9 protein-coding genes are annotated in these 13877 nt (G+C 35.2%); all 9 read left to right on the top strand.

The window, feature by feature from the left end; translation table 11 throughout:
• Positions 1 to 128: 128 nt before the first annotated feature.
• The 9 genes from P5P89_RS01145 to P5P89_RS01105 all read left to right on the top strand — a co-directional run bounded on the left by P5P89_RS01145 (position 129) and on the right by P5P89_RS01105 (position 13866).
• Positions 129 to 2006, top strand: a complete 1878-nt coding sequence (locus P5P89_RS01145) for a sodium:solute symporter family protein (RefSeq protein ID WP_278010370.1) — start codon at positions 129 to 131, stop codon at positions 2004 to 2006.
• A gap of 284 nt (positions 2007 to 2290) precedes the next feature.
• Entirely contained in the window at positions 2291 to 3256 is a 966-nt protein-coding gene (locus tag P5P89_RS01140) for a glycoside hydrolase family 130 protein (protein WP_278010369.1), read from the top strand.
• A gap of 8 nt (positions 3257 to 3264) precedes the next feature.
• Positions 3265 to 4332 (top strand): carbohydrate-binding family 9-like protein, encoded by a 1068-nt coding sequence (locus P5P89_RS01135; protein ID WP_278010368.1) that lies wholly within the window; start codon positions 3265 to 3267, stop codon positions 4330 to 4332.
• Between the two features lie 50 nt (positions 4333 to 4382).
• The gene (locus P5P89_RS01130; RefSeq protein ID WP_278010367.1) at positions 4383 to 5528 is read left to right on the top strand and encodes a glycoside hydrolase family 18 protein; all 1146 of its coding nucleotides are present in this window, start codon (positions 4383 to 4385) and stop codon (positions 5526 to 5528) included.
• Between the two features lie 2 nt (positions 5529 to 5530).
• Positions 5531 to 6610, top strand: a complete 1080-nt coding sequence (locus P5P89_RS01125; RefSeq protein WP_278010366.1) for a putative glycoside hydrolase — start codon at positions 5531 to 5533, stop codon at positions 6608 to 6610.
• A gap of 31 nt (positions 6611 to 6641) precedes the next feature.
• Positions 6642 to 7670 (top strand): isoaspartyl peptidase/L-asparaginase family protein, encoded by a 1029-nt coding sequence (locus P5P89_RS01120; RefSeq protein ID WP_278010365.1) that lies wholly within the window; start codon positions 6642 to 6644, stop codon positions 7668 to 7670.
• Positions 7671 to 8030: 360 nt separating this feature from the next.
• Positions 8031 to 10343 (top strand): beta-N-acetylhexosaminidase, encoded by a 2313-nt coding sequence (locus P5P89_RS01115; protein WP_278010364.1) that lies wholly within the window; start codon positions 8031 to 8033, stop codon positions 10341 to 10343.
• A gap of 135 nt (positions 10344 to 10478) precedes the next feature.
• The gene (locus tag P5P89_RS01110) at positions 10479 to 12332 is read left to right on the top strand and encodes a glycoside hydrolase family 35 protein (RefSeq protein WP_278010363.1); all 1854 of its coding nucleotides are present in this window, start codon (positions 10479 to 10481) and stop codon (positions 12330 to 12332) included.
• A 55-nt stretch (positions 12333 to 12387) separates the two neighbouring features.
• A complete protein-coding gene (locus P5P89_RS01105) occupies positions 12388 to 13866 on the top strand; it encodes an alpha-L-fucosidase (RefSeq protein ID WP_278010362.1) in 1479 nt (492 codons plus the stop codon).
• Positions 13867 to 13877 lie beyond the last annotated feature (11 nt).

Below are 13877 nucleotides of genomic sequence, written 5' to 3'. Positions count from 1 at the left end.
TTTGTAGTAATCAGTTATCAAAAAAACTATAAAAAACAACCAACAAAACCATAAGCTAAAAAACTAAGGATTAAAGACTAATAACTAAGGACTAAAAAAAGAACTAAACTAATTAACAATTAAAATTAATGGATATCATTGACGTATCAATTATCGTAGCTTATATTCTCCTCTCTGTCGGAATAGGAATCTGGATTTCAAGAAAAGCATCAAAAGGGTTGGATGATTATTTCCTTGGCGGAAAAACAATTAAATGGTATTTTTTAGGTCTTAGCAACGGATCAGGAATGTTTGATGTTTCCGGAACTTCCTGGATGATTGGGGTCTTATTTCTGTACGGAGTAAAAAGTTTTATGTTCATGTGGCTTTGGCCGATTTGGAACCAGATTTTTGTTATGATGTTCCTTGCAGTCTGGATCAGAAGGTCAAAAGTAATGACGGGTTCTGAATGGATTTTAACCCGTTTTGGAAGCGACAGGGCCGGAAAAGCATCTCATATTATTGTAGCCATTTTTGCCATTATCTCAACAATTGGTTTCATCGCCTATTTTTTTGAAGGAATCGGAAAGTTTGTAACCATTATTCTTCCGTGGGATTTAACGCTGCATTACGGAGATATGATTTTATTGACATCAGAGCGTTCTTATGCCTTGTTAATCATTTTCTTAACGACAATTTATACCGTAAAAGGCGGGATGTTCTCAGTAGTTGCGACAGAAGTTGTGCAGTATTTAATTATGATTACAGCCGGAGTTTTAATTGCGGGTTATGCATTCCTTAATTATACAGATATTCAGATTAATGCGGTTATTACCGAAGAATGGAAAAACGTCTTTTTCGGATGGCAGTTTGAAACCCAGTGGAGTGATAAGTTTCAGACATTCAATAATTTAATTGATTCAGAAGGTTACAAAATGTTTGGTGCTTTCATCGGAATGACGTTGTTCAAGGGTTTCTTCGCAAGTGTTGCCGGACCAACGCCAAGTTATGATTTACAAAGGGTTCTTTCAACCAAATCGGTAAAAGAGGCAGCATATATGAGCGGTTTTACCAACCTAATTTTATTCATTCCGAGATATTTATTAATTACCGGAATCGTGGTAATTGCCTTAGTAAACCTAGCGCCTGAGTTAAATGCAAATGTTGGATTAAAAGGGGCTGATTTAGAATTATTAATGCCAAAAGTGGTGAATTTATACATTCCCGTTGGAATTAAAGGAATTCTTTTAGCCGGTTTATTAGCTGCTTTTATGTCGGGATTCTCAGCATTCGTAAACGCTGGACCAGCTTACATTGTAAATGATATTTATAAAAAATATTTCAAACCAGTAGCTTCAAATGCACATTATATTAAAGTAAGCCAGATTTCGTCTTTCCTTGTTGTGGGTTTAGGTGTTTTCATGGGATTCTTTGCAGATTCTATCAACTCTTTAACGCTGTGGATTACAAGTGCACTGTATGGAGGTTACGTAGCAGCGAATTTCCTAAAATGGATTTGGTGGCGTTTTAACGGATGGGGTTATTTCTGGGGAATGTTCGCCGGATTAATCATTGCTTCACTGCAGTTTATTTTAGGGATGAACAAAGCCAATTTAACCGAAGGTTCTTTCTTATACGATTTGTCAAAAGTTCAAGCCATTTACCTGTTCCCATTAATATTCGGATTCTCAATTTTAGGTTGTCTTTTAGGAACATACTTGAGCCAGCCGACAGAAATGGAGGTTTTAAAATCGTTTTATTCCAACGTAAGACCTTGGGGATACTGGAATCCGGTTTATAAACAATTAAAAGCAGAAGATCAGTCTTTCGAAAAAAATAATGATTTCTGGCTGGATATGATGAACTGTGCCATCGGAATTGTGTGGCAGTCGAGTATGATTCTGCTTCCGATATTCTTCATTATCAGAGATTATCCAAAAGCAATTACGGCATTGGTTGTGTTTTTAGTAACTACAGCGATATTGAAATTTACCTGGTTGGATAAAGTTCGCAGAATAGAAGATTAGAGAATTAGAAAATTTGATAATTAGTCAATTAGAAAATATAAAATGCAGGACAGCTTTGTTAAAGTCTTAAACGTTCATTTTGTCATTTCGACAGAGGAGAAATCACATGCGTAACTCGACAAAGATTGACGTCACAGTTTGTCATTCTGAGGAACGAAGAATCTTTACGAGAAACGCTACAAAGATTGGCGAATTTCTAAGTGGAGTCACTTACGAAGAGCCTTCCTTCGTCAGGATGACAAAACAGAGAGAATAAAAATAAAAAACAATAAAAAAATAAAAAAATGAGCAGTATTCCTTGGCAAGACAGACCCGAAAACAGTAAAGATGTAATGTGGAGATATTCTGAAAATCCAATTATCAACAGATATGCGATTCCATCTTCAAATAGTATTTTTAACAGTGCAGTAGTTCCTTTTGAAGAAGGATTTGCGGGAGTTTTCAGATGTGATAATAAAGCGGTTCAAATGAATGTTTTTGCCGGATTTAGTAAAAACGGAATCGATTGGGATATTAATCATGAACCAATTGTAATGCAGTCAGGTAATACTGAAATGATCGAATCTGCCTATAAATACGATCCGCGTGTGGTTTTTATAGAAGACCGTTACTGGATTACCTGGTGTAATGGCTATAATGGCCCAACAATTGGTATTGGCTACACGTTCGATTTTAAAGAATTTTTTCAATGCGAAAATGCCTTTTTACCCTTCAACAGAAACGGTGTTTTATTTCCACAAAAAATAAATGGGAAATATGCCATGCTAAGCCGTCCGAGTGATAACGGACATACGCCTTTTGGAGATATATGGATCAGTTACAGCCCAGACATGAAATACTGGGGCGAACACAGATTAGTAATGAAACCAAGTCCGTTTGAGCAAAGCGCATGGCAGTGTACAAAAGTAGGAGCAGGACCAATTCCTATTTTAACTAACGAAGGCTGGTTAATGATCTATCACGGAGTTATCAATACCTGCAACGGTTTCCGTTACGCAATGGGATCAGCACTTTTAGAGGTAGATTCTCCAGATAAAGTAAAATACAGAACACAGCCTTATTTATTAGGACCTGCAGAGATTTATGAAATGGTGGGAGATGTGCCAAACGTAGTTTTCCCATGTGCTGCTTTGCATGATACAGAAGAAGATAAATTAACCGTTTATTATGGTGCAGCAGATACAGCAGTTGCGATTGCTTTCGGAAAATTAAGCGAAGTAATTCAGTTTACAAAAGATAATAGTTTATAAAAAAATCCATGTTTCTAAAATTTAAGTGGTTAACAATTGTTTTAGTTTTTTCTTCGGCGCTCGTTTTTTCGCAGCCGAAGAAAAAAACAATTGTGCCTAAAACGTACACAGCCTCAAAAATCACAACTCCTATTGTTATTGACGGTGACGAATCTGATCCATCATGGAGCAAAGCAGATTGGACAGATCTCTTTGAAGATATCGAAAACAATATTAAACCAAAATATGCAACAAAAGTTAAAATGCTCTGGGATGAAACCAATTTTTATATTTTAGCAAAAATTGATGAACCGCATGTTTGGGCCAATTTAAAACAACGTGACACGATTATTTTTTACAACAACGATTTTGAAGTTTTTATTGATCCCGACGGCGACACTTTTAATTATTATGAATTAGAGATAAATGCTTTAAATACAGCCTGGGATTTGTTTTTGTCAAAACCTTACAGAGAAAATGATAATGTTGTTTTAAACGACTGGAATATTCCAGGTCTGAAATCGGCGGTAAAAATCATCGGAACGCTTAATAACCCAAATGATACTGATGAAGGTTGGGTTTTAGAAATGGCAATTCCCTGGGCATCTTATAAAAAATCTTACAACGAAAATAATGTGCCGGCAGATAAATTCTGGCGCGTTAATTTCTCAAGAGTAAACTGGCAGCATACAGTTGTTGATGGTAAATACGAACGAAAAAAAGATGCTGACGGAAAATTTCTGCCTGAGTACAACTGGGTCTGGTCGCCAATGGGCGTAATTAATATGCATGAACCTGAAAAGTGGGGATATGTTTATTTTTCTTCGAAAGAGGAAAAAGACACTTTTACAATTCCGCAGGACGAAAAAGTAAAATGGGAGCTCTATAATTTATATCGGGCTCAAAAAGAATATTATCAAAAAAATAAAGTCTGGGCAAAAGCATTAACGGATTTAACGAAAGAAACAATCAAAGTCGATGGTAAAGTTTTAAAACCTATATTAGAAAATCATTCTTCGGGATATAATATTTTGGTAAAAAGTCCTTTTTCAAACCAAACTTTTATCATAAAAGAAGATGGTCAGTTTTTAAAATAAAAAAGCAATTAGATAATTTATCAGTAATGATTCATTTTAAACAATATAATATGGCAATTAAATCAGTTTTTTCAATCCTGATTATTAGCGCTTTTTTTGCTTGTTCTTCATTAGAAAGAAAACAAAATAAGCCCAAAGAGGATTTTAAAATAATTGGATATGCTGCCGGCTATGAGAATTTTGATCTGTCAAAAATTGATGCAGGCAAGTTGACTCACCTTAATTATGCCTTTGCTAATATTGTTGATGGTAATGTTCAGTTTGAGCTGGCTACTGATAAAGCGAAAATAGAAAGTATAATGGCGCTTAAAAAGCAAAATCCCGGTTTAAAAATATTGTATTCTATCGGCGGTTGGGTTTGGTCAGATCAATTTTCAAATATAGCTGCTTATGCTCAATCAAGAGAAAAATTTGCTAAAAGTGCTGTTAAACTAATGAAAACTTATGGTTTTGACGGAATTGATATCGATTGGGAATTTCCAGGACAACGCGCAGAGGATAATGCTTTCAGACCTTCAGACAAAGAAAATTTTACTTTACTATTAGGCGAATTGCGTAAACAATTGGAAATTGAAACTAAGGTAGATAATAAGCATTATTTACTCTCTATTGCAGCAGCAACAGATCAGGAATATATCAATCATACTGATTTAAAAAAAGCACATCAATATCTGGATTTTATAAATCTGATGTGCTACGATTTTTATAATGGCTGGTTCTATCAAACAGGACATCACGCTAATTTATACCCTTCAAAAGAAGAAAAATTTGGAGGAAACAGTATTAGTGAGTCAGTAGATAGATTCTTCAAAGAAGGTGTACCTGCTCACAAGCTTATTTTAGGAATCCCTTTTTATGGAAGAAAGTGGGAAAAAGTAACACCGCTAAATAATGGTTTATATCAGTCAGCTTTAACGGGTAGTGCTATTGTGTCATCCTGGGAAATTGCTGCGGAAATAAAATCAGGAAAATTTCAGGAATTATATGATAATTCGGCAAAAGCATCTTATTTATGGAATGCCCAGGACAATATTTTTATTTCTTATGAAACTCCAAAAGAAATTGCTTTAAAGACGGCATTTATTAAACAGAAAAAATTAGGCGGGGCTATGTTTTGGGAATATAGTTTAGACAATAAACAGGAGTTATTAAACAAATTGTACCAAAGTGCAGGTCAAACAAAACAAAGAAATTAAATATGAAACTAACAAAACTATTATTTTTTTTACTGGCAATTAGTGTTCTTTCATGTGGTAAAAAAGAAGAACAAACTACTTTTAAATTTGGAGTCTGGACTTCTGCAGATGCTAAAAAATCTGATGCGGACTATACAAAAGAATTTAAAAAATACAAAGACGGAGGAATTGACGAAGTATTAATTAATACAGGAACAGATCCAAAACTTTTAAAACGAATAGCGCCTTTAGCTACAAAAGAAGGTCTAAAAGTGCATGCCTGGATTATGGCGATAAACAGACCCGGAGATTCAGTTGCATTACAGCATCCGGACTGGTATCAGGTTAGTAAAGAAGGAAAATCCTGTTTTGATAATCGCCCTTATGTCGATTATTACCAATGGCTTTGTCCTACAAGAAAAGAATCTAGAAATCACGTTTTGCATTTAGTCGAAGAACTGGCAAAAGTTGAAGGAATCGAAAGTGTTCATTTAGATTATATCCGCTTTCCGGACATCTTTTTACCAATCAGCTTATTGCCAAAATACAATCTTGTTCAGGATGTAGAGTTGCCTCAGTTTGATTTCTGTTATTGTGACGAATGTGTAAAAGCATTTGAAAAAATACATCATAAAAATCCAAAAGAGAGTCATAATACTTCCATCGATATGGAGTGGAAAAACTTCAGACTCAATGCGATTAAAGCCGTTGTTGATGATGCATACAAAATTGCACACCAACACAACAAACAATTAACGGCGGCCGTTTTTCCTTATCCTGAAATGGCAGATCACATGGTGCGCCAGCGTTGGGACAAGTGGAATATTGATGAAGTTTACCCAATGATTTACCATAGCTTTTACGATGAAGAAATTGACTGGGTGGGTTATGCTACAAAACAGGGCGTTGCTGATTTAGAAGATAAGAAAACGAAAATCAATACAGGAATTTATATTCCGGGCTTGAAAAATGATAAGGAATTGAAAGAAGCTATTTTACTTGCAAAAGAAAACGGAGCAATTGGAGTTTCTTTCTTCGACGGAAATGCTTTATCTGAAAGTAATTTAAAAACCATTAAAGAAACAAAAGCAGGTTTAAAATAATTCTGAAGATTTCATTTAAAAGTAAAATACCATGTCAAACAGAAGAAATTTTATAAAAAAAGCAACTTTAGGTACATTAGCAGTAAGTTCTGTTTTAGGATTTAGCGGATCCGCGAAAAATCACGAAGAGGAGACAGAAGAAACACTGGAATTTCCTTCAAAAAGGGTAAAAAAGCCAGTTGTTATTTCAACATGGAATCATGGTTTACCAGCCAATCAGGAAACCTGGAAACAAATGAAAGCCGGAAAATCAGCCTTAGATGCACTTGAAGCAGGTTTGAAAATTCCTGAAGCCGATCCAACTGTTCGTAGTGTTGGTTATGGAGGATACCCGGATCGTGAAGGAAAAGTAACTTTAGATGCCTGCATTATGGATCACAACAGCAATTGCGGTTCGGTTTGTTTTTTACAAGGTATTATGCATCCTATCTCTGTAGCAAAAAGAGTATTGCAAAATACACCTCACGTAATGTTAGCAGGGCAAGGAGCATTACAATTTGCTTTATCAGAAGGTTTTAAAGAAGAAAATTTACTGACTCCAGAATCTGAAAAAGACTGGAAAAAATGGCTGGAAGATTCTAAATACAAACCCGTTATTAATATAGAAAACCACGATACTATAAGTATGCTAATGTTAGACCAGGATGGAAATCTTGCCGGAGGCTGTACAACAAGTGGTGCCGCCTGGAAAATGCACGGGCGTGTTGGTGACTCACCAATTATTGGTGCGGGTCTTTTTCTGGATAATGAAGTAGGAGCAGCTGCTGCAACTGGTTTGGGTGAAGCTGTTATCAGAACTGCTGGAAGTGCCATGGTGGTCGAATTAATGCGTCAGGGAAAATCGCCTTATGATGCCTGTAAAGAAATCACAGAACGTATTTACAAAAAACATAAAAATCACAAAGACATGGAATATCTGCAGGTTGGTTTTATTGCTTTGAATAAAAACGGAGAGTATGCAGGTTACAGTTTAAGATCGGGATTTAATTTCGCCGTTTCTGATGATGAAAAAGGTCACAGAATGGAGGATGCAAAATTTAAAATGTCGTGGGATAAATAGTTAGTGCCTGAACTTTGACAAAGTTTTTATTTACTACAACTGAGAATTTTTTAAACACATAGAAACATAGATTTTTATGTATTTAATAAGAGAATAAAAAGGAAACTCGTTTCCTAACATATAACTAAGTTATGCGCAAAGTATTGTCATTTCGACTGAAAGGAGAAATCACACTCGTAACCACAAAGATTGTAGATCATTGTTGCGGAATTTCTAGTGCGATTTCTCCTCCGTCGAAATGACAAACAAAACGTTTACTATGTGAATTAATGCAAAGTGAAATGCCTTTTCAACACAACAAAAACTATGTCTCTATGTGTTTAAGAAATAACCACAAAGTGACAAACCAAAAAATAAAGAATGAAAAAAATACTATTCCTACTAACCCTAATCACTTCAATTTTCTCGACAAATGCGCAGAAAATTTACACAGAAAGTGATATTCATATCATTCCGAAACCGAGTCAGACTTTTATTAAAACAGGTGTTTTTGAATTTACAAAGGATACAAAGTTTGTCGTAAACGGTGATTTCCAAAAAGATGCCGCAAATGCTTTGGCTTCTAAATTTGAAGTGGCTGCAGGATGGAAACCAGAAACGACAACTAAAGCGCCAGTAAGCAATTTTGTTCAGTTTAAAGTTGACCCGAACGTAAAAAATGAAGCTTACATTTTAGATGTAAATCCGACGAGCATTGTTATTTCTGCTAAAGGAAATGTTGGATTTTTATATGGTTTAGAAAGCGTTAGACAATTACTTCCTGAAGCGATTGAAAGTAAATTTGCAATTACTTCTGCAAAATGGCAGATTCCGAGTTTAACAATTAACGACGAACCTCGTTTCAAATGGAGAGGTTTAATGTTAGACCTATCTCGTCATTTCTTCGATAAAAATTATGTTCTGGCTACAATTGATCGTTTGGCAATGCACAAAATGAATGTGCTGCACATGCACTTAGTTGACGATCAGGGCTGGAGAATTGAAATTAAAAGATATCCAAAACTAACAGAAGTTGGCGCTTGGAGAGTAGATCAGGAAAACTTATCCTGGAATGCAAGACTTCCGGTAACAGCAGATCAAAAAGGAACTTACGGAGGCTTTTTTACTCAGGAAGAGTTAAAAGAAATTGTAAAATATGCCGCATCAAAAAACATTGAAGTAATCCCGGAAATCGAAATGCCGGCACACGTAAGCAGTGCTATCGCCTCGTATCCTGAACTGGCATGTTTTGATCAGAAAATTGGTGTTCCGTCAGGCGGATTATGGCCAATTACAGATATTTATTGTGCAGGAAAAGAAACGACGTTTGAGTTTTTAAAAAATGTAATTGACGAAGTAATTACGATTTTCCCTTCAAAGTATATTCATATTGGCGGAGACGAAGCTACTAAAACCAATTGGGCAAAATGTCCGCATTGCCAGAAAAGAATCAAAGACGAGCGTTTAAAAAGTGTTGACGAATTACAAAGCTATTTTGTAAAACGAATGGAAAAATACATCAATTCAAAAGGTAAAAGAGTTATCGGTTGGGATGAAATTTTAGAAGGCGGTTTGGCTCCAGACGCAACAGTAATGAGCTGGAGAGGAATGAAAGGCGGAATTGAAGCTGCAGATCAAGGTCATGATGTTATTATGACTCCAGAATCTCCTTGTTATTTCAACTTTTACCAAGGTCCACAAAACGAAGAACCTTTGGCTTTTGATGCTTATAATCCGTTAAGCGAAGTATACAAATTTGATCCTGTAATTTCAACAATGACACCACAGGAAGCTGCACACGTTTTAGGTGGACAGGCTAATTTATGGGCAGAACATATTGCGGGACCAAAAGATTCTGAATACATGATTTTTCCAAGATTGGCAGCATTATCAGAAACTTTATGGAGTCCGAAAGAGAAACGCAACTGGAATGATTTTACAACAAGATTATTTTCATTATTCAAACGTTACGATTATTTAGGAATCAATTATGCGAAAAGTGCTTATTTGGTTACCGCTTCTTCAACAGCTGATTTGCCTAATAAACAAATCAAAGTAGAATTGAAAAACGAGTTTCCTAATCCAGATATTCGTTATGCTTTAGGAGATAAAAGTATCGATCATCACGCTGTAAAATATACGGCTCCAATTGAGATTAAGGAAACAACAGTTTTAAAAGCTTCTTTATTTCAAAATGATAAACCAGTAGGAAAAACATACACAGATACAATTGTTTTCCATAAAGCATTTGCACAAAAAGTGAAATACTTAACACCTTATAATCAGAATTATAAAGGAGATGCAAATACAATGGTGAACACTATCAGAGGAAGTAAAAATTTCCATGACGGACAATGGCAGGCTTGGTTGGTTAACGATATGGAATTGGTAATTGACCTTGAAAAAGTTGAAAGTATAGAGCAGGTAAGTGTTGGTGCTTTAGAAAGTCAAGGCGCAGGAGTTAATTTCCCAATTGAAGTAAAAGTATTCATTTCTGACGACGGATTTAAGTACAGACAAGTTGGAAAAATAACACGTCCGTATGCTGTAAATGCAGTTCCAGAATTGAAAGATTTTAAAATTAATTTTCAAAAACAAAATGCACGTTTTGTAAAAGTTATCGGCGGTAACCTGAAGAAAAGCCCAAAAGGAGAAAGTTCTTGGCTGTTTGTTGACGAGATTTTGGTGAATTAAATATTTTAAACGCATAGAAACATAGATTCTTTTTCTTTTGAAACTTGGTATAAGAGTTTAGAAAGAAACTAGTTTCTAACACATAGCTTGACTTGAAATGCTGGTTAAGTTTATAAATGCATAATCTGAAAAAGAATGAATAAGATATTATTTAAACTCGGAGTATTATTGATTTGCTTGATGCCGTTTTTTTCTATGGCACAAAGCAAAGGATTTTCTATATCTAATGGAGAATTTAAACAAGATGGGAAAATTATTAAAATACATTCGGGAGAAATGCACTATGAGCGTATTCCTAAAGAGTATTGGAGACATAGGCTGCAAATGATTAAAGCTATGGGATTGAATACCGTGGCAACCTATGTGTTTTGGAATTATCACGAAGTAGAGCCAGGTGTATGGGATTTTAAAACAGGAAATAAAAATTTAGCAGAGTTTGTTCGTCTTGCTAAAAGTGAAGGATTGTATGTAATTCTTAGACCAGGCCCGTATGCCTGTGGTGAATGGGAATTTGGAGGATACCCTTGGTGGTTGCAAAATAATCCAGATTTAGTAATTCGTACCAATAACAAAGCATTTTTAGAAGCTTGCAAAACCTATCTTGAACATTTGTATGCAGAGGTAAAAGGACTTTTTGCTAATCAAGGAGGACCAATTATTATGGTTCAGGCTGAAAATGAATTTGGTTCTTATGTTTCTCAAAGAACCGATATTAGTGCTGAGGATCATAAAGCATATAAAACTGCAATTTACAATATGCTTAAACAAACGGGGTTTCCAGAGCCTTTTTTTACTTCTGACGGTACTTGGTTGTTTGAAGGCGGTGCTGTTGAAGGCGTGTTGCCAACTGCAAATGGGGAATCTAATATAGAAAATTTAAAGAAACAGGTTGATAAATATCATAAAGGACAAGGGCCTTACATGGTAGCAGAGTTTTATTCAGGATGGTTAGATCATTGGGCAGAACCATTTATTAAAATTGGATCTGAAGAGATTGCAAGTCAAACTAAAAAGTATCTTGATGCAGGTGTTTCTTTTAATTATTATATGGTGCACGGTGGTACTAATTTTGGATTTACCTCTGGAGCAAATTATAATGAAGAAAGTGATATTCAGCCTGATATTACAAGCTATGATTATGATGCTCCTATTAGCGAAGCAGGTTGGGTAACACCAAAATTTATGGCTATTCGTGAAGTAATGCAAAAGTATTCTAAAACGAAATTAGCACCGATTCCAGAGAAAATACCAGTTACAAAATATCCTAATCAGCCTGTCAAATCAAGTATGGATGTTTTAAGTTGGATCAAAAAAGAAAAAGCAGTCGTAAATGATCAACCTTTAACATTTGAAAAGTTAGGTCAGGGAAATGGATATGTTTTGTATCGTAAAAGATTTACGCAGCCCATTTCTTCTGGCAAATTAAAGATTGAGGGATTGAGAGACTTTGCTACAGTTTATGTAAATGGAGTTAAGGTTGGTGAATTGAATAGAGTTTTCAAAAATTACGAGTTGACACTTTCTATTCCTTTTAACGGTATTTTAGAAATTCTGGTTGAAAATATGGGACGTATTAATTACGGAGCTGAAATAGTGCATAATACGAAAGGAATTATTTCTCCAGTATTTATTAATGAATATGAAATTAGCGGCGGATGGGAAATGCATAAAATGCCGATGAATGAGGTGCCAGTTATTAAAAATGAAACAATAAAACCAGGTCGACCAGTTTTATATGAAGCTACAGTAAACATAGAGAAACCAGCCGATACTTTTCTTGATATGACAAATTGGGGAAAAGGAATTGTATTTGTTAACGGCCACAATCTTGGTCGCTACTGGAAAGTAGGTCCGCAGCAAACGCTTTATGTACCAGGATGCTGGTTGAAAGCGGGCGAGAATAAGTTTGTTGTATTGGAGCAGCTTAATGAAAACACCCAAAAAGAATTAACTTTTACAGATCAACCGATACTTGATAAATTAAATTAAGATTACCTATTAAACCAGAAAAACAAAGAATAATAAATTATAAATTAGATTAAAGATGAAAAAAGGAATATTCATAATCGCCCTTTTATTTTCAGCTCAGATATTCGCTCAGGCGATTTATGAAGATGAAAGATACGTACCAGAAACTGATCCGTTAGTTTTAAAGAACTTAGACGAGTGGCAAGGCAAAAAATTTGGTTTGCTAATGCACTGGGGAACTTACAGCCAATGGGGAATTGTAGAATCTTGGTCTATCTGCCCTGAAGATTACGGATGGTGTGAACGTAAAAAAGGAAGCAATCCGTCTAATTATAATGATTATATAAAAGATTACGAAGGTTTAAGAAAAACGTTTAATCCTGTGAAATTTGATCCTGCAAAATGGGCTAAAGCAGCAAAATATGCTGGAATGAAATACATGGTTTTCACTACAAAACACCATGACGGATTCAATATGTATGATACTAAATATTCTGATTACAAGATTACTAGTAAAGATGTTCCTTTTCATACCAATCCAAAAGCGGATGTTTTAAAAGAAATTTTCAACTCATTTAGAGGAGAAGGCATTTCAACTGGAGCTTATTTCTCTAAACCAGACTGGCACAACGAAAACTACTGGGATCCTTATTTCCCTCCATTCGACAGAAACGTAAACTACGATCCGTCTTTATACCCTGAAAAATGGCAAAAATATGTTGATTTCACTCATAACCAAATCTTAGAAATTCTTTCTAACTACGGTAAAGTTGATATTTTATGGTTAGATGGAGGATGGGTTAGAAAAAGAGACCAAGTAAACATCAAAGAAAACTACGACGAGAAATTTACTGAAAACGAATCTAAAAACGGTTTCATCAAACACAGAGTGGTAGACCAAGATCCAAAAATGGATGAATTGGTTATAAAAGCGCGTCAGAAACAACCAGGTTTAATTGTTGTAGATAGAGCGGTTCACGGTAAAAACCAAAACTACTTAACTCCAGAAGGTCGTGTTCCTGCTAAAACGTTGCCTTATCCTTGGGAATCTTGTATTCCTGCAGGCGGTGGATGGTCTTATTCTCCAGGTGCTGAATACATGACTGGAAGACAAGGTATTCATATGTTAGTGGATATTGTGGCAAAAGGTGGAAACTTATTATTAAACGTTGCACCAAGTCCGGAAGGAGAATGGGATAAAGGCGCTTACGATTTATTACAAGCTTACGGAGACTGGATGAAAGTAAACAGCACAGCGATTTACAACACAAAACCAATTGAACCTTACAAAGAAGAAAACATTTGTTTTACACAAAATAAAGCTGGAAATGTATTTGCATTTTATTTAGCTAAAGAAGGAGAAGATAAAATTCCTGCTGAAGTTACTGTAAAATCGATCAGCCCTAAAAAAGGAACAAAAATTACCATGTTAGGATCTAAAACTTCGTTGAAATGGACAAAAGAAGGAAACGGATTTAAAGTTGTGATTCCGGAAAACTTAAGAAATAATTTACCATGTAAAGAAGCCTGGACTTTAAAAATTGAAGCTATTTAACAGATAAAAGT

Origin of the sequence: Flavobacterium gyeonganense (assembly GCF_029625295.1) — a bacterium.
GTDB classification, from domain to species: domain Bacteria; phylum Bacteroidota; class Bacteroidia; order Flavobacteriales; family Flavobacteriaceae; genus Flavobacterium; species Flavobacterium gyeonganense.
This window is presented reverse-complemented; position numbering and strand designations above follow the sequence as displayed.